27 protein-coding genes and 2 tRNA genes are annotated in these 19,627 nt (G+C 58.0%); 21 read left to right on the forward strand and 8 right to left on the reverse strand.

Features of this window, described 5'->3' with window-relative positions:
- Positions 1 to 55: 55 nt before the first annotated feature.
- The 4 genes from minD (at position 56) to ACLM45_RS06420 (ending at position 1,501) form a co-directional block, all read left to right on the forward strand.
- Positions 56 to 871, forward strand: a complete 816-nt coding sequence (gene minD, locus ACLM45_RS06405) for a septum site-determining protein MinD (RefSeq protein ID WP_415411178.1) — start codon at positions 56 to 58, stop codon at positions 869 to 871.
- A gap of 5 nt (positions 872 to 876) precedes the next feature.
- Positions 877 to 1,158, forward strand: coding sequence for a cell division topological specificity factor MinE (gene minE, locus ACLM45_RS06410; RefSeq protein ID WP_006042111.1), 282 nt, complete (start codon positions 877 to 879; stop codon positions 1,156 to 1,158).
- 35 nt (positions 1,159 to 1,193) lie between these two features.
- Positions 1,194 to 1,439: a response regulator transcription factor gene (locus tag ACLM45_RS06415; RefSeq protein ID WP_006042112.1), complete on the forward strand. Its 246-nt coding sequence runs from the start codon at positions 1,194 to 1,196 to the stop codon at positions 1,437 to 1,439.
- A tRNA-Thr gene (locus ACLM45_RS06420) sits at positions 1,430 to 1,501 on the forward strand. Before ACLM45_RS06415 ends, ACLM45_RS06420 begins: the two co-directional genes overlap by 10 nt.
- Positions 1,502 to 1,521: 20 nt before the next feature.
- On the opposite strand, the gene ACLM45_RS06425 is transcribed toward ACLM45_RS06420, so the two are convergent.
- The 5 genes from ACLM45_RS06425 to ACLM45_RS06445 all read right to left on the reverse strand — a co-directional run bounded on the left by ACLM45_RS06425 (position 1,522) and on the right by ACLM45_RS06445 (position 4,791).
- Positions 1,522 to 1,692, reverse strand: coding sequence for a hypothetical protein (locus ACLM45_RS06425; protein ID WP_006042113.1), 171 nt, complete (start codon positions 1,690 to 1,692; stop codon positions 1,522 to 1,524).
- Positions 1,693 to 1,696: 4 nt separating this feature from the next.
- Positions 1,697 to 2,296 (reverse strand): L-threonylcarbamoyladenylate synthase, encoded by a 600-nt coding sequence (locus tag ACLM45_RS06430; protein ID WP_415411179.1) that lies wholly within the window; start codon positions 2,294 to 2,296, stop codon positions 1,697 to 1,699.
- A gap of 20 nt (positions 2,297 to 2,316) precedes the next feature.
- Positions 2,317 to 3,216, reverse strand: a complete 900-nt coding sequence (gene prmC, locus ACLM45_RS06435) for a peptide chain release factor N(5)-glutamine methyltransferase (protein ID WP_415411180.1) — start codon at positions 3,214 to 3,216, stop codon at positions 2,317 to 2,319.
- A gap of 9 nt (positions 3,217 to 3,225) precedes the next feature.
- Complete coding sequence (locus ACLM45_RS06440) at positions 3,226 to 4,257, reverse strand: DNA-processing protein DprA (RefSeq protein ID WP_415411181.1); 1,032 nt, start codon at positions 4,255 to 4,257, stop codon at positions 3,226 to 3,228.
- A gap of 81 nt (positions 4,258 to 4,338) precedes the next feature.
- Positions 4,339 to 4,791 carry an acyl-CoA thioesterase gene (locus ACLM45_RS06445; protein WP_415411182.1) on the reverse strand — a complete coding sequence of 151 codons (453 nt, stop codon included), beginning with the start codon at positions 4,789 to 4,791 and terminating at the stop codon, positions 4,339 to 4,341.
- Between the two features lie 52 nt (positions 4,792 to 4,843).
- Between ACLM45_RS06445 and ACLM45_RS06450 the strand changes: the two genes are divergently transcribed.
- Positions 4,844 to 5,692: a universal stress protein gene (locus ACLM45_RS06450; protein WP_415411183.1), complete on the forward strand. Its 849-nt coding sequence runs from the start codon at positions 4,844 to 4,846 to the stop codon at positions 5,690 to 5,692.
- Between the two features lie 24 nt (positions 5,693 to 5,716).
- Here the strand turns inward: ACLM45_RS06450 and psbM are convergent, their stop codons facing one another.
- Both psbM and ACLM45_RS06460 read right to left on the reverse strand, forming a co-directional pair.
- Positions 5,717 to 5,821, reverse strand: a complete 105-nt coding sequence (gene psbM, locus ACLM45_RS06455; protein ID WP_006042119.1) for a photosystem II reaction center protein PsbM — start codon at positions 5,819 to 5,821, stop codon at positions 5,717 to 5,719.
- Positions 5,822 to 5,879: 58 nt separating this feature from the next.
- Positions 5,880 to 6,368, reverse strand: coding sequence for a 2Fe-2S iron-sulfur cluster-binding protein (locus ACLM45_RS06460; RefSeq protein WP_006042120.1), 489 nt, complete (start codon positions 6,366 to 6,368; stop codon positions 5,880 to 5,882).
- Positions 6,369 to 6,629: 261 nt separating this feature from the next.
- Here ACLM45_RS06460 and psbB point away from each other — a divergent pair, with 261 nt between their 5' ends.
- The 10 genes from psbB (at position 6,630) to ACLM45_RS06510 (ending at position 14,750) form a co-directional block, all read left to right on the forward strand.
- On the forward strand, positions 6,630 to 8,189 hold the full coding sequence (psbB, locus tag ACLM45_RS06465) for a photosystem II chlorophyll-binding protein CP47 (RefSeq protein ID WP_415411184.1): 1,560 nt from the start codon (positions 6,630 to 6,632) through the stop codon (positions 8,187 to 8,189).
- Positions 8,190 to 8,210: 21 nt separating this feature from the next.
- Positions 8,211 to 8,306 (forward strand): photosystem II reaction center protein T, encoded by a 96-nt coding sequence (locus ACLM45_RS06470; RefSeq protein ID WP_006042122.1) that lies wholly within the window; start codon positions 8,211 to 8,213, stop codon positions 8,304 to 8,306.
- A 116-nt stretch (positions 8,307 to 8,422) separates the two neighbouring features.
- Positions 8,423 to 8,899, forward strand: a complete 477-nt coding sequence (nrdR, locus tag ACLM45_RS06475) for a transcriptional regulator NrdR (protein ID WP_006042123.1) — start codon at positions 8,423 to 8,425, stop codon at positions 8,897 to 8,899.
- 104 nt (positions 8,900 to 9,003) lie between these two features.
- Positions 9,004 to 10,110 (forward strand): 30S ribosomal protein S1, encoded by a 1,107-nt coding sequence (locus ACLM45_RS06480; RefSeq protein WP_415411185.1) that lies wholly within the window; start codon positions 9,004 to 9,006, stop codon positions 10,108 to 10,110.
- A 14-nt stretch (positions 10,111 to 10,124) separates the two neighbouring features.
- The gene (locus tag ACLM45_RS06485) at positions 10,125 to 10,919 is read left to right on the forward strand and encodes an HAD family hydrolase (protein WP_415411186.1); all 795 of its coding nucleotides are present in this window, start codon (positions 10,125 to 10,127) and stop codon (positions 10,917 to 10,919) included.
- A 46-nt stretch (positions 10,920 to 10,965) separates the two neighbouring features.
- Positions 10,966 to 12,225, forward strand: a complete 1,260-nt coding sequence (gene metK / locus ACLM45_RS06490; protein ID WP_415411187.1) for a methionine adenosyltransferase — start codon at positions 10,966 to 10,968, stop codon at positions 12,223 to 12,225.
- Between the two features lie 17 nt (positions 12,226 to 12,242).
- Positions 12,243 to 13,511: an FGGY-family carbohydrate kinase gene (locus ACLM45_RS06495; protein WP_415411188.1), complete on the forward strand. Its 1,269-nt coding sequence runs from the start codon at positions 12,243 to 12,245 to the stop codon at positions 13,509 to 13,511.
- Positions 13,512 to 13,675: 164 nt separating this feature from the next.
- On the forward strand, positions 13,676 to 13,963 hold the full coding sequence (locus ACLM45_RS06500; protein WP_006042129.1) for a DUF2470 domain-containing protein: 288 nt from the start codon (positions 13,676 to 13,678) through the stop codon (positions 13,961 to 13,963).
- A 21-nt stretch (positions 13,964 to 13,984) separates the two neighbouring features.
- Positions 13,985 to 14,647: a ComF family protein gene (locus tag ACLM45_RS06505; protein WP_415411189.1), complete on the forward strand. Its 663-nt coding sequence runs from the start codon at positions 13,985 to 13,987 to the stop codon at positions 14,645 to 14,647.
- 30 nt (positions 14,648 to 14,677) lie between these two features.
- A tRNA-Phe gene (locus tag ACLM45_RS06510) sits at positions 14,678 to 14,750 on the forward strand.
- A gap of 274 nt (positions 14,751 to 15,024) precedes the next feature.
- Here the strand turns inward: ACLM45_RS06510 and ACLM45_RS06515 are convergent.
- Positions 15,025 to 15,423 (reverse strand): hypothetical protein, encoded by a 399-nt coding sequence (locus ACLM45_RS06515; protein ID WP_415411190.1) that lies wholly within the window; start codon positions 15,421 to 15,423, stop codon positions 15,025 to 15,027.
- A 95-nt stretch (positions 15,424 to 15,518) separates the two neighbouring features.
- On the opposite strand from ACLM45_RS06515, the gene ACLM45_RS06520 reads away from it, so the two are divergent.
- The 6 genes from ACLM45_RS06520 (at position 15,519) to ACLM45_RS06545 (ending at position 19,592) form a co-directional block, all read left to right on the forward strand.
- The gene (locus tag ACLM45_RS06520; RefSeq protein ID WP_415411191.1) at positions 15,519 to 15,656 is read left to right on the forward strand and encodes a hypothetical protein; all 138 of its coding nucleotides are present in this window, start codon (positions 15,519 to 15,521) and stop codon (positions 15,654 to 15,656) included.
- 395 nt (positions 15,657 to 16,051) lie between these two features.
- Positions 16,052 to 16,495: a hypothetical protein gene (locus ACLM45_RS06525; RefSeq protein ID WP_415411192.1), complete on the forward strand. Its 444-nt coding sequence runs from the start codon at positions 16,052 to 16,054 to the stop codon at positions 16,493 to 16,495.
- Positions 16,492 to 17,094 carry a phycobilisome polypeptide gene (locus ACLM45_RS06530; protein WP_415411193.1) on the forward strand — a complete coding sequence of 201 codons (603 nt, stop codon included), beginning with the start codon at positions 16,492 to 16,494 and terminating at the stop codon, positions 17,092 to 17,094. Before ACLM45_RS06525 ends, ACLM45_RS06530 begins: the two co-directional genes overlap by 4 nt.
- Before the next feature lie 51 nt (positions 17,095 to 17,145).
- Complete coding sequence (locus ACLM45_RS06535) at positions 17,146 to 17,868, forward strand: phycobilisome rod-core linker polypeptide (RefSeq protein ID WP_415411194.1); 723 nt, start codon at positions 17,146 to 17,148, stop codon at positions 17,866 to 17,868.
- A complete protein-coding gene (locus ACLM45_RS06540) occupies positions 17,865 to 18,560 on the forward strand; it encodes a pentapeptide repeat-containing protein (RefSeq protein WP_415411195.1) in 696 nt (231 codons plus the stop codon). The genes ACLM45_RS06535 and ACLM45_RS06540 overlap by 4 nt, the downstream gene beginning before the upstream one ends.
- Before the next feature lie 147 nt (positions 18,561 to 18,707).
- Entirely contained in the window at positions 18,708 to 19,592 is an 885-nt protein-coding gene (locus ACLM45_RS06545) for a phycobilisome rod-core linker polypeptide (protein ID WP_415411196.1), read from the forward strand.
- The last annotated feature ends 35 nt before the right edge of the window (positions 19,593 to 19,627 follow it).

The raw sequence follows: 19,627 nt of genomic DNA on the forward strand, positions 1-19,627 counted from the left end.
GAAAAGTTCTATAGCCGATCGAAGCCATTAATGTGGCCCAACCAACCGGGACCCCGTGACGATTTCGCGAACGATCCTGATCTGCTCAGGCAAAGGAGGCGTTGGTAAGACAACGCTCACTGCCAATCTCGGCATCGCACTCTCCAGGCAGGGTGCGCGCACGGTGGTGCTGGATGCTGATTTTGGACTGCGAAACCTTGATCTACTCCTCGGCCTCGAAAACCGGATCGTGTACACAGCCCAGGAAGTACTGGCTGAAACATGCCGCCTAGACCAGGCCTTGGTGAAGCACAAACAAGAGCCGAATCTCGCCTTGCTGCCGGCGGGAAATCCACGGATGCTCGAGTGGCTGAAACCTGAGGACATGCAAGCCATCGTCGGCATGCTCTCCGAACGCTTCGATTACGTCCTCATCGACTGTCCTGCAGGCATCGAAGACGGATTCAAGAATGCTGCGGCCGCTGCCAAAGAAGCCATCGTGATCACAACTCCCGAGGTATCAGCGGTGCGGGATGCAGACCGCGTGATCGGTCTGCTGAACACGCGGGGAGTCACTCCCGTGCAGCTCGTCCTCAACCGGGTTCGCCCCCGGATGATGGCCAATCAAGAGATGCTTGCTGTCGACGATGTCACCGACATCCTGGCGCTGCCATTGCTGGGCCTCGTTCTCGAGGATGAGCAAGTGATTGTGAGCACGAACCGAGGGGAACCGCTCACCCTCAACGGCAGTGCGTCGCCTGCAGCAAGGGCCTACACGAACATCGCCCGACGCCTTCAGGGTGAGGACGTGCCGTTGATGGATCCCGCTCTGGAAGGGCGAACGGGACTGCGTGCCAAGGTTCGCCGAATGATGCAAACCAAGATCTTCTGAACGCCATGACTCTTCAGGACCTTCTGGATCGAATTCTTGGTCGCCAGCCGGCCAGTGCCACAACGGCCAGAGAACGCCTCCAGCTCGTACTGGCTCACGATCGCAGCGATCTGAGTCCCGAGCAGTTGGATCAGATGCGCCGTGAAATTTTCGAGGTCGTCGCCAAATACGTCGACGTCGATCTTGAAGAGGGTGATGTCACTCTCGAAACCGAAGATCGCGTGACAGCCCTTGTGGCCAATCTGCCGATCCGGCGATCCATGGCCTCCTCGAAACCTGGCGGCTGAACCGTGGAATCCTCGCGGCAGCGAGACCCTTCGGCATGGCGCATTCAGCCAACCTCACCCAGGCAGAGATCGGCGTGATTCAGCTTCTGCTCCATGGCATGTCCAACAAAGCCATGGCCAAGACCTTGATGATCAGCATTCGAACCATCGAGAGTCATATCAGCCATGCGCTCATGAAAACAGGCTGCCGCTCGCGTTTGGAACTGGTTCTCTGGTGGCTGAGTCAATCAAAAGATCCCCACGGTCAACCCATCGGTAAACTTCCTTCAATGCCGGCTTAGCTCAGCGGTAGAGCAGCGCTTTTGTAAAGCGAAGGCCGTCGGTTCAAATCCGTCAGCCGGCTTCCAACGGGGAATGAATCCTTCAGGGACGATCGCGATCACGGTGCCCAGCAAGGAGCCATACCCCTGTGAATGCGAACAGCCAGGGCAGCACGTTCAGCTCAAACAGCGGGGTAAGGAGACGAATCACCGGCTCAAGAAGCCAGTGAAAAGCCGTCTGGAGAACAAGCACGAGCGCTACCAACCAGAGCATCGCGTTAAGAGGTGCCGTTTGGAATCATCACAGCGCCCTGTCGCAGCGTCTGCCAGCACCCCGGGGAGATCCACTTCAGAACGGTGCTGGCCAGACCCGATGGTTGGGGCCACGGTAAAGGGGCAAGCAGGGGAAGAGCTGGGAACGCCGCGGCCGCTTGCTCGGCGCTGCAACTGGGAGTTGCGCCGGATCGGTTGGCGCTCGTGGTGGCCAATGGACCACAGCGTGCAAGGAGAGATCGGGTCACTGCACAGGCAGGAATCCTCATGCCAAGGGTGTCTTGGCCGGGATTGAGGTGATTCGTCAGCGTCCCTTCGGCGGGTAGAACCAGCGTGAGCGGCCCAGGCCAGTAACGATCAGCCAGAGGCCGGGCATCCTCCCTGGCGATAACGGTGGTGAGGTCGAGTAGATCGCTGACCTCTGCCGCCATCAGAATCAACGGTTTGTCCTGAGGGCGTTGTTTCAACGTCCAGATCTGGGCCGCTGAGGAAGGAGTGCATGCCAATGCCGGAAGCGTATCCGTGGGCAAGAGTGCAGCGCCCCCGCGGCAAAGGTGCCCGGCAATCTCCTCAACTGCCATCAATTGTCCATCTAACGGAGTCATGGCCATCGCCTGGAAAGATCTCACCCTCGCAAGGGACGCCGTGCCAATGCGAAGCGCATCACCCCCTGAAGGTCAGGCCTGGCCTGGGGGGCATCGAGGCCCGCATCGCGCATCAGCGTTAAAACAGCATCGCACTGATCGTGGTGGTGCTCCACCAACAGCCATCCCCCTGGGGCAAGCGCCCTTGGCGCTTCGTCAATGATGGCGCGTAAGCAATCCAGCCCGTCATCACCGCCCGAGAGGGCCAAATGAGGTTCATGGTCACGAACCACCGGGTCGAGACCATGAACCTGAGTGCGAGGGATGTATGGAGGATTGGAAAGCACCAGATGCAACATGCCCCACAAGTGACGCAAGGGCTCCCACCAGCTGCCCTGATGCAGCGTCCATCCGTTCGAAGGCGCGAGTGACCGCAGGTTCACCCGCGCCAGGTCAAGAGCCTCGGCACTGAGATCGACGGCGTGTCCTTCCCAGCGAGGCAAAGAGCGGGCAAGCGCCACAGCAATGGCTCCACTTCCCGTACCGAGATCAGCCCAGAACCCGGCCTGAGGGAGAGCATCTGAATCGGAATGCTTCAGGCACTGAAGAGCTAGGTCAATCAGAAGCTCGGTCTCCTGGCGAGGGATCAGCGCTGCTGCGCTGACCTGCAACTCCACATCACGCCATGGACATCGGCCCACCAGGTGCTGCAGGGGGACATGCTCCGTGACATGGCGATGCCACAACGATTCCAATTCAGTGAGGGATGCAGCGAGATGAACGGTTGATTCCGGCAGGATGAGCATCTTCTGCAGTGCAGCCCAGCTGAGATCGCCCTGCATCATCAGCAGCCAGTCGAAATCAACAGCTCGCCCACCCTGCGCAAGCTTGGAGCGGCGCCAGGCGAGCAGGTCTTGCGCGGAACAACGCGTTGTTTGCATGGGCAGAACCTAAACGGAGCGCCAGCGCAGGCCTGGCATCGGCATCACGACGCCGGCAAGCTCTAATTGCATCAAGGTCTGGGCGATGTGCTGGGGATCCTCCTGAAGACACCTCGCCATCTGCTCGAGAGTGGCACCGTCATTCACTTGCTGGAGGAGCCTCTCTCTAGAAGGATCCAAGCTCGTTGGGCTGACCATCGAGTCCTTGCAGGGAACGGGGCCAGGTCCCAACGCATCAAGGAAAGCCCCGAGATCAACCAGAGCGGAAGCATTCCCTTGCAGGAGTGCATTGCTGCCCTTTGTGGAGTGACGCAGGGCATCGCCTGGAACCACCCAGAGCGGACGTGCCATCGACTCAGCGATGGCAGCGGAATGCAAAGCACCACTCGCCTTGGGACACTCGACAATCACCACAGCCCTGGCGACAGCCACCAGTAATCGATTCCTGAGAGCGAACGTCGATTTCTGCACCCTGGCGTCATCCCTGAGCTCAGTGAACAGGAGCCCGGTCTCCGCGACGGACTGCTGCAACCCACGATGATCGGAGGGATAGACCCTGTGCAATGGCGTGCCGAGAACTCCAACAGGCACCCCTTGGGATTGAACACAGGCTCGATGAACAGCAGCATCAATTCCCTCTGCGAGCCCACTCACCACCGGCCACCCAGCGAAGGCGAGGGCACGCCCAAGCGCCTCAGCCATTCGCAGCCCATGCGTCGAGGGTCGACGGGTACCAATCACAGCCACGGCCTGACGGCTGGAGAGCAAAGACCAAAGATCACGACGACCACACCACTGCAACGAGAGAGGCGGTCGATCGAGATCAAGTAGGGACTCTGGCCAGAGTGAGTCCATCGGCAGCAAAGCATGACCTGGAACCGTGACACTGCCAGGCGATGGGCACTCTTCGCGGTACTTCGACAGGGAGCCAAGCAATGACTCTGGCCAGCCAAGGACGTCGCGAAACCTGGAGAGAGGCCAAGCCCAGAGATCAGCCAACCCACAGGCCATCTCGCAAGACAAGTCTGCAAGCTGTCGCATACGCGCGGGGCCGATCCCAGGACAACCCGCCCATACCCACCACCAAGACCGATCCAACCGCCCGAAACAGTACAGATGTACTTATTTTGACTGTGCCTTTCTGCTGCCTGTCAACGTCTCGAAAACTTTCGCCACCTCATCAGGTGGGTGTCGCACGACCTTGAGAGTGCTTTGCACCTGAACGAGAACCAGTTCAACCGTTGCGTCCGCCACGCACACGCCAGCGCGAATGAAGCGCGTTGTCCAGGGCCAGCGCACACCAAGCCGAGGGTGCGGGACTGACTCCAACACAACCTCATCACCAAGCCGCAAGGCCTCTCTGTAGCGGATTTCAAGACGTACCACCGGCATGTCCAGCCCCGCGGCGACAAAACGCTGGTAAGGAAAGTCAATGACATTGAGAGCCTCAACCCTGGCCTCCTCGAGCCATGCCACATACCCCCCATGCCACATCACGCCACCGTGATCGGTGTGCTGTGGAAGCACACGCTTGAACAGACGGAACGGAATCGCCGTAACGCTCTCATTCACCATCGAAAAGGCTCAACGAAACAGCCATAGGCTGCTGCATGTCTGAAGCAATGCAGTGTTCAAGAACCTGTTGATCGCCGATTCCGGCAAAGGCCACGTCGAGGAAATGGTCCGCATGCTGCGTGACCTGCCCGCGTTTCAGACAGCGAGAGTGAACTTGCTGCACGTGGTGTCCGAACAGAGCAAGGACAACTCAGACCAGCACTGGACCACGGCGGGCAGCCTGTTGGCCAAGGCCGTTGAAAAGCTGGGCCTCAACCCAGGTGACGTGAATTCGATTATCCGCCAGGGAGACGCCAAACAAACCGTGCTCAAGGTGGCTGACGAACTGGACGCGGATCTGATTGTGATGGGCTCCCGCGGCCTGGGACGCCTGCAGTCGATCCTTGCCAATAGCGCCAGTCAGTATGTTTTTCAGCTTTCGACGCGCCCCATGCTGTTGGTTCGCGACGACCTTTATGTGCGGCATATCAATCGGGTCTTGGTGACCATCGACGGCACTGGCGTAGGGGACGACGCCCTTCGGCTGGCCTGCGAAATGGTGAGGGATATCCCCGGGGGACAACTCACAGGCGTTCACGTTTCACGTACTGAACCGACCCCATCGCGAGGGGCCTCAGGCTCTAGCGACACACTGCTCGATCAAGCCGTCCAGAGGGCACGCATGCTCGGAGTAACACTCAACCCTCTGCAAGTCACGGATGCGGATGTAGGGAAAGGCGTTTGCCAAGCCGCAGAAACAATCCAAGCTGATCTGGTTGTGCTCGCCTCTCAAGATCGACGCCCTCTTGTAGCGAGGGGTCTGGTTGATCTCGACAAGCTGCTGGGTGGATCCGTCAGTGACTACATCAGAGTGCATGCCCCTGCTCCAGTGTTGCTCGTACGCGAACCAGAGAGGAGCTAACCCTTTCAGTCAGCAAGGAGGGACTCACCCCTCCCTGCTGTTGGTTTGGATAAACAGAATGATCAAGAAAACGGTCGGCACAAGCACAAACAGCAGGCTGGCCACGAAACCGAGGTCGTTGGTTTCCATGAACGATCGAGAACCTGATGGAACGTATCACCGCTCGGAAGGCTTCGACACGAACCCATCACGGCTCGTCACCGGGTGTAGCAGGTGCGTCTGTGGATGACTGCTTTTGAAGATCCTCATCATCGCCAGCCCCTTCATCGTCATCCTCACTGCTTTCCACCACAGGCCATGCCGTGGGCCCTGGCGGTAGAGGTGCACTAAGAGCCGCCTCAATGCGTCGGCGCTGATCACCCATCGACACCTGCGGCCTTGTGAGGATGACAACGGAACGTTCAACGAGAGCCTGGCAGGCGAGTCTCCAACTACCAGGCCGGCGGCGGAGCTTGGAATCCTCTACAGCTGTTCGGCCAGAGAGGGAGTTGGCGGCCGCCTGATCCCCTTTGACCTCAACAAAACAGGTAATGCACTGCCCACATCCACCACAGTTCCCCAGCTGGCCTTTCAGGCCATACAGCTGTATTCCCTCCCTAAGAGCCACGTCGCGGAGGTTCTCTCCCGGATAGCACTCCACGTCGCGACCTTCACGTACAAACCGGATCACAGGCATGGAAACTCCTGGAGGAGGCGCAAGCACAGCGCCAAAACTCCATCACTCTGGGCCCTGAGGTTGCGTTTTGTAACCCCCCCGCCTCGACTCATGCAGGCCATTGGAACCGCAGGGAAGACGGGACCAACGGACCAGCGGCAATCACTCCATGCTGATTCCAGACGTTGCAGCTCGCGACAACGGCACGCGCACACTGAGATGGACGCCTTACGATCGCCAGGTCTGGCTGTCTATACAGCTCCGTTCCCCCGAACCTGACCCATGGGATTGCCCTGGTATCGGGTGCACACCGTCGTCATCAACGACCCCGGCCGTCTCTTGGCCGTGCACCTCATGCACACTGCCCTCGTTGCCGGCTGGGCCGGCTCGATGGCCCTTTATGAACTTGCCATCTTCGACCCGTCCGACCCTGTTCTGAACCCAATGTGGCGTCAGGGCATGTTCGTGATGCCCTTCATGGCACGCCTTGGCGTGACCGACAGCTGGGGTGGTTGGAGCATCACCGGTGCCACCGGTGTCGATCCAGGTTTCTGGAGTTTCGAAGGTGTTGCCGCCGCTCACATCGTGTTCAGCGGTCTGCTGATGCTTGCTGCCATCTGGCACTGGACCTACTGGGACCTCGAGATCTGGCAAGACCCCCGCACCGGGGAGCCTGCTCTCGACCTTCCCAAGATTTTCGGTATTCACCTCCTCCTCGCTGGTCTTGGTTGCTTCGGTTTCGGAGCGTTCCACCTCACCGGTGTGTTCGGTCCTGGCATGTGGATCTCAGACCCATACGGCATCACAGGTCACCTCGAACCGGTGCAACCTTCATGGGGTCCTGAGGGATTCAACCCCTTCAACCCTGGGGGCATCGTCGCTCACCACATTGCCGCCGGAATCGTCGGCATCATTGCTGGAATTTTCCACATCACGACGCGTCCCCCTGAGCGCCTCTACAAAGCCCTGCGGATGGGCAACATCGAAACGGTGCTTGCTAGTGCGATTGCAGCGGTGTTCTTCGCTGCCTTCATCGTTGCCGGCACCATGTGGTACGGAGCAGCTGCCACCCCGATCGAGCTATTCGGCCCCACCCGTTATCAGTGGGACCAGAGCTATTTCAAAACGGAAATCAACCGTCGCGTTCAAACGGCGATGGACCAAGGCGCCACTGCAGCCGAAGCGTACGCTTCGATTCCAGAGAAGCTTGCTTTCTACGACTACGTCGGCAACAGTCCTGCCAAAGGCGGTCTGTTCCGCGTCGGCCCGATGGTGAACGGTGACGGTCTTCCCACTGGATGGCTCGGCCACATCTCCTTCACAGACAAAGAGGGAAGGGATCTCCAGGTCAGACGCCTTCCCAACTTCTTCGAGAACTTCCCCGTCATTCTTGAAGACAGCGATGGAATCGTTCGTGGAGACATTCCCTTCCGCCGTGCGGAAGCGAAATACTCGTTCGAACAGCAAGGAATCACTGCAACAGTGTTTGGTGGTGCCCTCGATGGACAAACCTTCACGGACCCTGCTGAAGTGAAGCGTCTTGCTCGCAAGGCTCAACTTGGTGAAGCGTTCGAGTTTGATCGGGAGACTTACAACTCCGATGGAACGTTCCGCAGCTCACCGCGTGGCTGGTTCACCTTCGGACACGCCACCTTTGCACTGCTGTTCTTCTTCGGGCATATCTGGCACGGTGCTCGTACTCTGTACCGCGATGTGTTTGCCGGTATCGATCCAGACCTCGGTGAACAGGTGGAATTCGGCCTCTTCCAAAAATTGGGAGACCGTTCCACCCGTCGTCTGCCCGATGGTTTTGTGCCACCGGCCGGAACCCCTCTCAGCTAATCGCCCTTTAGGAGTTACCCGATGGAAAGCTTTGCTTACATCCTCATCCTCACCCTTGCGATTGCCACTCTCTTCTTTGCTATCGCCTTCCGCGATCCACCGAAGATTGGCAAGTAGTCCTCAAAACCTCGCCATTCGGCGGGGTTTTTTTATGTCTTGCGCTGAAAATCACTGCTGCTCTGTTCACCTGTGGACGCAAACCGTATGATTAGTGCACATTCGAGTGCGCGGGCATGCAATGCCCTTCCTGTCAAAACACGGATAGCCGGGTGCTCGAGTCACGAGCAGCTGATGGCGGTCGCAGTGTGCGTCGACGCAGGGAATGCTTGAACTGTGAATTCCGGTTCACGACCTACGAACGAGTAGAAACCGTTCCAATCACTGTGATCAAACGGAATGGAAACCGGGAAGCATTCAGTCGCAGCAAGCTTCTTCACGGACTTAGTCGTGCGTGCGAAAAAACAGGACTGGCTCCTGAACGGCTCGAAACGATCGTGGACGATCTGGAATTGATCTTGCAGCAACGCAATGGTCGTGAAGTCTCCAGCCATGACATCGGAGAACTGGTGCTCGAGCAGCTCAAGGGATTGAGCGAAGTCGCTTATATCCGCTTCGCATCGGTGTATAGACAATTCAGTGGTGTCAGTGATTTCGTCGCCACGCTCGAAGGCATCAACGCTTCGAAGACCCGCATAGAAGCTCTGGTTTAAGAGACAGACTCTCCACTCTGTAAAGTGAGGGATTGCCTGGACCAGGTCGGCGGGCCTGCTCCAGTTTCCTTCGCTCTGCTCAACGGGCAGACCGCCACCCCTCCATGACTGTCACCTCCACTGATCCCGTTCAGGATCCTGCTGTGGAAACGGCTGAAACCCTCACCAACGTGCCCGAAGCAGAAGCCGAGATGGCAGCCGACCAGGCAGATTTCGGCACGGATGAGGATCTCAGCATCCCCGAAGACATCCCCACCGCCGACGACCCCAGCAGTCGTGCGGCGAATCGGGACATGGACAACGCCGGCTTCACGCTGGATGAGTTTGCAGCCCTTCTCAGCAAGTACGACTACAACTTCAAGCCGGGCGACATCGTGAACGGCACGGTGTTTGCCCTCGAATCGAAGGGCGCCATGATCGACATCGGCGCGAAAACTGCGGCTTTCATGCCTCTTCAAGAAGTCTCGATCAACCGGGTGGAAGGGTTGAGCGACGTACTTCAGCCGGGCGAGATCCGCGAGTTCTTCATCATGAGTGAGGAGAACGAAGATGGTCAGCTCTCACTCTCCATCCGCAGAATTGAATATCAGCGCGCCTGGGAACGGGTTCGCCAACTCCAGAAGGAAGATGCCACGATCTATTCCGAGGTGTTTGCCACAAACCGCGGTGGTGCCTTGGTGCGTGTTGAAGGTCTCCGTGGATTCATCCCTGGGTCTCACATCAGCACCAGAAAGCCCAAGGAAGAGCTGGTCGCCGATTTCCTTCCACTGAAATTCCTCGAAGTCGACGAAGAGCGCAATCGCCTCGTGCTCAGTCACCGCCGGGCGCTGGTGGAACGGAAGATGAATCGCCTGGAAGTGGGCGAAGTTGTGGTGGGTACCGTTCGTGGCATCAAGCCCTACGGCGCTTTCATCGACATCGGCGGTGTCAGCGGCCTGCTACACATCTCTGAAATCAGCCACGAACACATCGAGACTCCCCACTCGGTTCTCAATGTGAACGACCAGATGAAGGTGATGATTATCGATCTCGATGCCGAGCGTGGACGCATCTCGCTGTCGACCAAAGCCCTCGAGCCAGAGCCCGGCGACATGCTCACCGATCCTCAGAAAGTGTTCGAGAAGGCCGAAGAGATGGCCGCCCGTTACAAGCAGATGTTGCTTGAACAAGCCGAAGAAGGCGAAGAACCCCTGGGCTCGATGATGGTCTGAGTTGCTGAGCCCCCTTGGCTCATTTCAACCTCCGGGGCCAAAGCATTGGTCCCATCGACGGGGTGCTGTTCGACAAGGACGGCACCCTTTCTCACAGCGAGCCTCAGCTCAAGAGCCTGGCCGATGCTCGGATCGAAGAAGCAAAGCGTCAGTTCTCGGCTCAGGGAGCGTCGAGCGCGGATATCTGCGAACTTGAAGAGTTGCTGGTTCGCACCTACGGACGTAACCGAGAGGGGGTTCTGCCAGACGGAACCTTGGCTGTGGCCTCAAGACAGCACAACATCCTGAGCACAGCCACGGTGTTCGCACAGATGGGCCTGGGTTGGCCTAAGGCTTTGCTGATGGCGGAAGACGTTTTTAATTGTGTTGATGTCCAGTGGCAGGCAAAGCATCCCAATGGACATCCCGTTTCCATGCTGCCGGCAGCCTTCACCATGCTTCGATCGCTGAGGGAGGCCGGTGTGATCTGCGCGGTGATCAGCAATGACACCACCAATGGCATCCAAACATTTCTGCGGCATCACAATCTCACCGACATGTTTGCGGCGGTATGGAGTGCTGAATGCTGGCCGTGCAAGCCAGATCCAGCTGCAGTCCACGCACTGTGTGCACAACTGAACCTATCGGTCGATCGCTGCGCTCTGATTGGCGATGCCGACACCGATCTGTTAATGGCCAAACGTGCAGGCATCGGAGCCGCTATTGGCTACGTGGCAGGTTGGCATCGCTCCCCTGATCTCACGGCTCATGACCATCTGATTCATCACTGGCAAGACCTCACCTTGGAGAAGCCTTCAGGACAACGATGACGCCGGAACTCCACGCTTTACAGTCCGACGAATTCGACAGCCCGGTATGAGTCGCTACGTCTTCACCTCAGAATCGGTCACAGAAGGACATCCCGATAAGATCTGTGATCAGGTGAGTGATGCCGTTCTCGACGCCCTGCTGGCCCAAGACAGCAGTAGCCGAGTGGCCTGTGAAACGGTGGTCAATACCGGGCTTTGCATGATCACGGGTGAAGTGACCTCCAAAGCACAGGTCGATTTCATCCATCTGGTGCGCGATGTCATTCGAGAGATCGGTTACAGCGGTGCCAGGGCCGGCGGATTCGATGCCAACAGCTGTGCCGTTCTCGTCGCGCTTGATCAACAGTCGCCCGACATCGCCCAAGGTGTCGATGAAGCAGATGACCACGAAGGAGATCCTCTCGACAAAGTCGGCGCCGGCGATCAGGGCATCATGTTCGGATACGCCTGCAACGAGACCCCGGAGCTGATGCCGTTGCCGATCAGCCTGGCGCACCGGTTGTCACGTCGGTTGGCCGAAGTGCGTCACAACGGCACCCTGGATTACCTGCTTCCAGATGGCAAGACTCAGGTGAGCGTGGTCTATGAGAACGACAAGCCTGTTGCCATTGACACGATCCTGATCTCAACGCAGCACACCGCTGAGGTTGCTGGAATGAACGACGAACAGCAGGTTCGCGAACGCATCAGCGACGACCTTTGGACCCACGTGGTGGAGCCTGCAACGGCCGACCTTCCGCTGAAGCCTTCCAAAGACTCCACGCGCTATCTGGTGAATCCCACAGGAAAATTCGTGGTGGGTGGGCCACAGGGTGACGCTGGGCTCACAGGCCGAAAGATCATCGTGGACACTTACGGAGGATATGCCCGTCATGGCGGTGGAGCCTTCTCCGGGAAAGACCCCACAAAAGTGGACCGTTCAGCAGCTTATGCAGCTCGGTACGTGGCCAAATGCCTTGTGGCTGCTGGACTTGCACAACGCGCTGAAGTGCAGCTCAGCTATGCCATCGGGGTGGCCAAGCCGGTCTCGATCCTCGTGGAATCCTTTGGAACAGGCAAGGCTTCGAATGCGGAACTCACCGAATTGGTGCAACAGCACTTTGACCTGCGTCCGGGAGCCATCATCCAGCAATTCAAATTGCGTGAAATGCCCTCGTTGAGTGGAGGACGCTTCTACCGCGATACCGCTGCCTATGGCCACTTCGGCCGTCCCGACCTGAAGCTGCCCTGGGAAGACGTCGAAGACAAAGCATCAACCCTGCATCAGGCTGAAGCCAGCCGTCTTCAACAGGGCAACACCCTCTGATCACAGGCACTTACACCATGGCGAACACGCCGCTTGCCCTCGGCATCGACCTGGGAACAAGTGGCGTGAGGATCGCCGTGATCGATTCCAGCCGGTCGCTGCTGTTCAGCGCCGCCACCCTCTACCGCCAGGGTCTGCAGGCACCGTCTGACTGGATTCGGGCTGTGACAGAGCTCATTCCATCCATCCCCACGCCGCTCCGCAGACAACTGGGGGCTGTCGCCGTGGATGGAACCTCCGGCACGCTTCTCGCCTGCACCCATCTGGGGGACCCCCTTGGCGACGCACTGCCATACCACCAGGCCTGTCCAGAACAGATCGAGAAAGTGCGTGATCTGATCGCCGAGGACGGTCCTGCATGCAGCGCAAGCAGCAGCCTGGCCCGTGCCCTGAGGTTGCTGCAACACCATCGGCAACCAGTCTTGCTGAGACACCAGGCTGATTGGGTGCATGGGTGGCTTCTCCAGGATTGGCGCTGGGGAGAAGAAGGCAACAACATCAGGCTGGGCTGGCTTTTGCAACGCCAGTGCTGGCCGGAAAGCTTTCACGCAGAACCGTGGATGGCGTCGTTGCCCGACATCCGCCCCAGCGGATCGCCTCTGGGAACGATTTCAAAAGAGCGCTCCAAAGACCTCGACTTACCCGATGACCTGCTCGTGGTCGCGGGCACCACGGATGCCAACGCCGCGGTGCTGACGGCAGATGCAGCAGACGATGAAGGCATCACCGTGCTGGGAAGCACCTTGGTGATCAAGCGATTCATGGATGAGCCACTCAGGCCTGGGGCCGGCACCTCCACGCACCGAGTGGGTGGCCGCTGGCTTGGAGGTGGAGCGTCGAACAGTGGAGGCGCCGTGCTCCTTCAGGTGTTTCCAGGCATCGACCTAACAGAGCTGAGCCGTCAGATCGATCCCGAAGCATCCAGCGGGCTTGATCTACGACCGCTGGCTTGCAAAGGAGAACGCTTCCCGGTGGATGATCCAGCCCAGGAGCCCGTGCTCACGCCTCGCCCCGTGAGTGATGCGCTCTATCTCCATGGACTGCTCGAAGGTCTCAGCAGAATTGAACGAGATGGTTGGCAGCGCTTGCAGCAACTCGGGGCTCCAGCCCCCAATAGGCTCGTGACGCTGGGAGGGGGTGCCAGAAATCCGCAATGGCGTCGCCTTCGCGAACGAATGCTGGGACTGCCGATCCGCAGCTGCACCACCCCCCCGGCTGCAGGAGTGGCCCGTCTGGCGCTCACCGCTCTGCAACAAAAGGCCGCTGCGGCGAGCCATTCCGAGTGAGAATTGGTTGAGCTTCTCTGAACCCTTGCCCAACCGACTGCGTGACGTCCTGGCTGTGGGTCTGTTCCTGGTTCTCGCGGGCTATGTGGGGTTCAGCGGCTTCCGCCTGGCGCTGCTGCTCTGGCAGCGCTTCGGCTGAATCACTCTGACCGCTATCGATTCCCATGGCTGCCGACCCTCTCACTCCTGAAGTCAGCGACCGCATCTGCCGTCATATGAATGACGACCACAGCGATGCCGTGCTGCGCTACGCCCACCATTACGGCGGGGTTCCATCCGCAACAGCGGCAACGATGAAAGAGGTCACAGCTAACGCGATGACCTTGGACGTGGATGACCAGGCCGTGCGCATCCCCTTCGATCATGTACTGACTGACAGCGAAGATGCGCACAGAACCCTCGTGGCCATGCTCCGGGCCATGCCAGCGCCTGTGACTGGAGGGGAATCCTGAGATAGCGCTGAAGAGCATGCATTGCTGACTCCCCTCAAGGACTGCCTGAAGGATCTGCTCACCACGCTCTGTTGCCCGCGCTGCAAAAGGGAGATTGAACGTTGTCCTCGACAAGGACCGTTCTGTCTGGCCTGCTGGCAACGCTTTGCCCTTCCTGCTCGAGGATTGCATGGAATTTGTCCCTACCGCTGGATGGCGGCGGGATGGTACGAGGGAGATCTGCGCAACCTGATCCTGCAGCTGAGGTGCCATCCGGATCGCCGTCTTCTTCATGCACTCACCGAGGGCCTCGGTGCAGCCCTGCCAAACGATGCCGTTCTGGTTCCCATCCCCGGCTGGAAAGCCGAGTCCAGAAGCAATCCACTGCCCTTGATGATCTGTCGATCCCTGCAGCGGACCACCCGATCGCTGCTGAAGCGTTCACGTCCAACCGTCGGTCAGCACCATCTCAACCGGCAGCAGAGGATGACGAATCAACGGGGAAGCTTTGTTGTAGAGCCAGGGGTAGCGATCTCTCGAGCAGTTCTTAGCACCCAAGAGAAAGCGCCGGAACTTTGGCTTGTGGATGACATCCTCACCAGTGGAGCCACGGCCCTTGCTGCCATGGATGCCCTGAACGTCCGGAGAATGACGGTCAGTGGAGTGATCTGCCTGGGCAGAACGCCCCTCGGACGCACACGGTGATTTAAGATCTTCATGTCGCGCAGACAACGCGCCGGGATAGCTCAGTTGGTAGAGCAGGCGACTGAAAATCGCCGTGTCCCCAGTTCAAATCTGGGTCCTGGCATTTCGCCACTCGTTCGTTGATACGTTTTCCTGTCAATGACGATCGTCAGTTCAATAATGCCGACGGCTTTGCGATGGCATTTGATCCTGCATGGAAAGCATGCCATGTCAAAGGATTGCTCTCAGGGCTCAATCTTGATGAGCAAATTGAAACGGTGATCAAAACCTTCGATGATCATCCATTCATCCAGTCCAGTCCCCAACAAGCACGGCAGGTCGCCAGATTTCGCGTGAGGTTGCTTGATCTTGAGGCCTAAATCAAGAGCTTGATTTCCTCAGGCGCTGAGCAGATTAATCTGTTCCTGATCAAGATCTGAATCGTCAACGATCTGTTCGTCTCCATGATCCATCTGGGGATCATCCACATACACGGTTTCGTCGACCTGCTCTTCGGATGCCTCAACAAGACGAAGTTCAGGTTCGGGATGCTCTTCTGACAACAAACCATGCAGGTGACGCAACCGGTCGCTGCTTTCAGTAAGAAGATGTTGACTCTCCTCGTCATTGACAGACGGCTGGTCGACTTGAACCTCGAGCTGCTGGATTCGCTGTTCTAGTGACAGCAACCGAAGTGTGAGTGACTCCGCAATCTCACTCACGATATGGAGCTGTTGGCTGAGCTGATGCACTGTGGCCAAGGAGGCATCACCAGAGGTCATGAGGAGTGAGGACAACACAATCCTTGAGGATCGTATCGATCGTGAAGATGTTGTCCAGCAAGGAGATCTCAACTAGCAGTTTGAGGAATGAAGCTGTGATCAACACCACGATGAATGAGACCCTCATCCGGTTAACGGGATCGTTCTTGCTCGAGCAGGCCTACGCCATCGCCTCAAAGGAGCCCTACCGAGTGCGGGTGCTGCAGCCGACCATCTGCCCGATGCGTGGCCTGTTGATCCTGAACTAAGCGATCCGCGACGACCATCGCTTCTGGGGCAGCGTCGAAAACCCACCGTGACGCAGCCAGCTCACGGCAGCCGATCTCACATTGCTGGAGGGGTGCACTTAACCAAGTGCAAAAAACGAATGAGGGGTTCCGTGGTGAGGTTGAACCTCGATGCCGTTACCTGGAAACCCGGCGGGGAAAACCTCGTGTCTCATGAGCAGCTTTGAGCTCACGGATGTCGGGATGAGCACCATCGACCGGGGGTACGACCCGGCTAAACACGATCATCTATGAGGATCGATCGCAGGTCCGTTCCAGTTCATACACACGGACGATCACAGCGCTGAGATCCCTGATCATTGGGTCACTGATCTCAAGAACAACGGCGGTACTGTGTTGGGCAATGGGGAGGACAGGTGACGCAATCGTCTGAAGCCATCATCCGTTCGCTCACGTCGAAGCTGGCTCCAGACATGGAGCTTCGCCTGTCCATCGGCGACGGCGTTCTGCGCATCAACGTGAAGCCGGACGATCGAACGCTCTGGCAAGACACACTTCACTCAATCACTGAGCCCGGCAACATTCTTCTGGCATGCGAGAGCAGCTCCTGCGCACTGGTGGACACGAAGCTGACTTGGGTTGTCGGGGCTGCAATTCGCGACACCTGGATTGACCAAGCGGGAGCCATCGTGAACCTTCTGCAGACACTCGGGGTGGCATCACCCCTGGCTGAAGCGGTACCGGAACACTGCCCAGGCCTTGCAGGGGAATTGACCTGGGCGTTCTATCTCGAACGCCATGGCTGGCTGACGGCATGCCCAGTGTTGCCATTAATGGCCTCTGGATATGCAGAGTCATGACAGCCACAAACGCAGACCAAATCAAAGATTTAGTGCAACGAGCCAAGGTGTGTGGGCTCGATCAAGACCCTTCCATCCCCGATGCCCTTCGCCAGGTCATTGCCGAGGCTGATCACCAAAAACGCCTGCTCACCACTGATGAGATTCAAATGTGTTGCCGTTGGTCAGGAGTGGGACCCACCGCACTGATCGCCCTGCAGGAGCAATTACCTGAACTGGTCAGCCGAGCACGGGCCGCGTTGCTGCAGGACGAACCAGACCTGGTGAAACCTGGAGGAAAACTGCACCCGCAGGAACGGGCGGATGCCTGCTGGAGAGATTGCTTCCATTTCTTGCGCATCAGCCTTTATGGAAGGGCCCTAGAGCGAAGGGAGATCACCGATCCGCAAGGAATGATTGCCTTGGCCGAGTTATATAAGGTGCTTGATGTACCCGTGCCAGCACTGCTGCGGGCCCTCAGCCACCTGCGCCAGCAGTCGATTCAGGTCTACGCAGGTCTCAGCTCAAGCAACCAAGCAGAAGCATTAGGGGCAACCCTTGAGAACATCAGCAACACGATTCGAAACGTGATGAAGAGACGCGAAGGCGCCGCCACATAACCGCCCCAAAAGCCCGACAATCTTCTCCTAATCAACTGAGCATTTCTACCGATGGCACTTCAGCTCCTGGAGTACCCGCTGACAAGCCAAAACCAGCGCGTCGGGAATTTGGGTGGCCTGACGTCCGCACTCAATCGAGCAACCTTTCCGAGCCGCGAGGATCGCAGCGTTCAGATTGAAAAGGCCTACCGGCAAATCTTCTTCCATGCGATGAAGTGCGACCGGGACGTCAACCTGGAGTCACAGTTCCGTGATGGCAGCATCACCACCCGTGACTTCATCCGCGGCCTGTTGCTCTCGAGGAGGTTCCAGGAGGGCTATGTCTCCTGCAACACTAATTACCGCTTAGTCGATCAGGTGGTGGGACGCGTGCTGGGGCGTCCGGTTCATGGCCAGAACGAGCGGATCAGCTGGTCAATTGTGATCGCCGAAAAAGGTTTCAGCGGTTTTGTGGATGCTGTCTTGGACAGTACTGAATATCTCGATGCCTTTGGATACGACGATGTACCAGCCCATCGATCAAGGGTGATTCCTGGCGCTCCTACAGGAGAGATGCCGATCTACCAGCGCTTCCCTCGCTATGGCAGCGACCACAGGGACATGATGTGGGAGCAGAAGCTGCAGACGAAGGATGAACTCAGCCAGCTTCCTGCCTGGATGCAGAATCCACCGGCATGGGCGAAGAAATTCTGGTTGGGCTTGGCCTTGGTCGGCAGTGTTGAAATCCTGCGAATCCTCGTCATCGTGGCAGGCTCGATGCTCAGCACTCGTTGACCTTCTTGGATTCCAAGCTGCAGCTCTCCAACTGGATCCCGTCTGAACAAGTCCGCCCTGAAAGCCTCACGGGTCCGGTGAAAGATGCCCGGGGGGCCGATTGGAGTGGCCTTGTCATCGGCTCCATTGACCTTTGTGGAGCCCTGCTCTGTCGGGTCGATCTCAGGGGAAGCGACCTGAGCGCCTGCTCCTTGGAAGGAGCCGATCTGCGCCTTGCGCTCTATGACAGCAACACGACGTTCCCAGAAGAATTCGAGATCCGCAGCACAGGAGCAGTTGGGCCTGGTGCTCGCCTCAATGGCTCCTTCCTCAATGGAGCCGACCTCAGAGGCATGGACCTGAGAGGCGCCAATCTCATGGGCGCTTATCTCAGTGGAAGTGATCTGAGCGGTTGTCTACTGGATCAGGTGCGCTTGGTGGGCGCAGATCTACGCCATGCAGTGCTTCGAGGAGCACAGTGCTGTGGAGCCCGCTTCGGAGGATGTCAGCTTGACTTTGCTGACTTCCGTGGAGCCAATCTCTCCGATGCAAGCCTTGATGGAGCGGAATCCATCAAAGGAGCCGACTTTTCTCTCACCTCAGGGCTGCAAGAGCAATGCGAACTCCTGCTGAGCCGCCCTTATGAAGAACTGGACTGCTGGAACCCACTGACGCGAAAAACCACCAGAGACAGCCTGGAAAGCATCGAGTGAACAGTTCTTTCCTATCGACCCAGCAACCAACGAATCAAAAGCGTCATGTCACGCAACATTCGGACACAATTGATTGAGGTTTATAAAGAACCTGCCTCAGGCGATCACTTCTGAAAGACCATGGCGTGGCGAACACGTCGGTTATCTATGCCCTTCGGTCCTGCCTCGCTACTCGGTGTCGAGCGCTTTTCACAAGAGAGCGAAGCTCCGCTTGAGCTAATTCCTGGCGACGACGATGCCAAGAAAGAACAAATCATCCGAGCCGTCTACAAGCAGGTGCTTGGCAACGCTTACGTGATGGAAAGCGAGCGCCAACTGGTAGCGGAATCCCAGTTCAAGCTCGGCGAAATCAGTGTTAGAGAGCTAGTGCGACGGATCGCCAAAAGCGATTTGTACCGCGATCGGTTCTTCGATGTTTGCTCCCGCTATCGCTACATCGAACTGGCTTTCCGCCATCTTCTTGGTCGTGCCCCCGTCGATTTCGAAGAAATGCGCGCTCACGCCGAGCGTCTGGACAGTCAAGGGTATGAGGCTGACATCGACAGCTTCCTGGACAGTGCGGACTATCAGGACACCTACGGCGAGTGGACAGTACCTTTCCAGCGCGGCTGGAAGACCGAATCCTGCGGGACCATGCAGGAATTCACCTGGAGTTTTCAGCTGCTCCGCGGCAACAGCAGCAGCAGCCTGAAGGGAGATCTCTCAGGCATCAGAAGCAAGCTCGGAGGGAACGCTTACCAGAACCGTCCTTTACCCGTGGTACCTCCCTCCTCCACCCAACCCGGTGGCTGGAGTTTCCGCCCAGCCAAGAACCTCGAAGATGCCGCAACACGGCTCGGCAGCGGTTCTGGCGAGCAAGGCAAGACCTATCGCGTGGAGGTCACGGCCTACAGCGCCAACAATGTTCGACGGATCTCCCGGTACACCCGTTCAAACAGGGTGTACTTCGTGCCCTTCGACAAGCTCTCCGAGCAGTTCAAGCGCATCCATGCCGAAGGCGGGAAGATCTCCAGCATCACGCCCGTGAACTGACGCATTCACCGTGATGTAACAGAGGGCGAGGGCCG

This window comes from Synechococcus sp. A10-1-5-9, from assembly GCF_047716785.1.
Taxonomy (GTDB): domain Bacteria; phylum Cyanobacteriota; class Cyanobacteriia; order PCC-6307; family Cyanobiaceae; genus Synechococcus_C.

Excerpts from the sequence above, each read along its gene's own strand:
- minE (WP_006042111.1), top strand. The coding sequence starts at position 877 with ATGACTCTTCAGGACCTTCTGGATCGAATTCTTGGTCGCCAGCCGGCC.
- ACLM45_RS06415 (WP_006042112.1), top strand. The coding sequence starts at position 1,194 with ATGGCGCATTCAGCCAACCTCACCCAGGCAGAGATCGGCGTGATTCAG.
- ACLM45_RS06425 (WP_006042113.1), bottom strand. The coding sequence starts at position 1,692 with ATGCTCTGGTTGGTAGCGCTCGTGCTTGTTCTCCAGACGGCTTTTCAC.
- ACLM45_RS06430 (WP_415411179.1), bottom strand. The coding sequence starts at position 2,296 with ATGACTCCGTTAGATGGACAATTGATGGCAGTTGAGGAGATTGCCGGG.
- prmC (WP_415411180.1), bottom strand. The coding sequence starts at position 3,216 with ATGCAAACAACGCGTTGTTCCGCGCAAGACCTGCTCGCCTGGCGCCGC.
- ACLM45_RS06440 (WP_415411181.1), bottom strand. The coding sequence starts at position 4,257 with ATGCGACAGCTTGCAGACTTGTCTTGCGAGATGGCCTGTGGGTTGGCT.
- ACLM45_RS06445 (WP_415411182.1), bottom strand. The coding sequence starts at position 4,791 with ATGGTGAATGAGAGCGTTACGGCGATTCCGTTCCGTCTGTTCAAGCGT.
- psbM (WP_006042119.1), bottom strand. The coding sequence starts at position 5,821 with ATGGAAACCAACGACCTCGGTTTCGTGGCCAGCCTGCTGTTTGTGCTT.
- ACLM45_RS06460 (WP_006042120.1), bottom strand. The coding sequence starts at position 6,368 with ATGCCTGTGATCCGGTTTGTACGTGAAGGTCGCGACGTGGAGTGCTAT.
- psbB (WP_415411184.1), top strand. The coding sequence starts at position 6,630 with ATGGGATTGCCCTGGTATCGGGTGCACACCGTCGTCATCAACGACCCC.
- ACLM45_RS06470 (WP_006042122.1), top strand. The coding sequence starts at position 8,211 with ATGGAAAGCTTTGCTTACATCCTCATCCTCACCCTTGCGATTGCCACT.
- nrdR (WP_006042123.1), top strand. The coding sequence starts at position 8,423 with ATGCAATGCCCTTCCTGTCAAAACACGGATAGCCGGGTGCTCGAGTCA.
- ACLM45_RS06480 (WP_415411185.1), top strand. The coding sequence starts at position 9,004 with ATGACTGTCACCTCCACTGATCCCGTTCAGGATCCTGCTGTGGAAACG.
- metK (WP_415411187.1), top strand. The coding sequence starts at position 10,966 with ATGAGTCGCTACGTCTTCACCTCAGAATCGGTCACAGAAGGACATCCC.
- ACLM45_RS06495 (WP_415411188.1), top strand. The coding sequence starts at position 12,243 with ATGGCGAACACGCCGCTTGCCCTCGGCATCGACCTGGGAACAAGTGGC.
- ACLM45_RS06500 (WP_006042129.1), top strand. The coding sequence starts at position 13,676 with ATGGCTGCCGACCCTCTCACTCCTGAAGTCAGCGACCGCATCTGCCGT.
- ACLM45_RS06520 (WP_415411191.1), top strand. The coding sequence starts at position 15,519 with ATGAATGAGACCCTCATCCGGTTAACGGGATCGTTCTTGCTCGAGCAG.
- ACLM45_RS06530 (WP_415411193.1), top strand. The coding sequence starts at position 16,492 with ATGACAGCCACAAACGCAGACCAAATCAAAGATTTAGTGCAACGAGCC.
- ACLM45_RS06535 (WP_415411194.1), top strand. The coding sequence starts at position 17,146 with ATGGCACTTCAGCTCCTGGAGTACCCGCTGACAAGCCAAAACCAGCGC.
- ACLM45_RS06545 (WP_415411196.1), top strand. The coding sequence starts at position 18,708 with ATGCCCTTCGGTCCTGCCTCGCTACTCGGTGTCGAGCGCTTTTCACAA.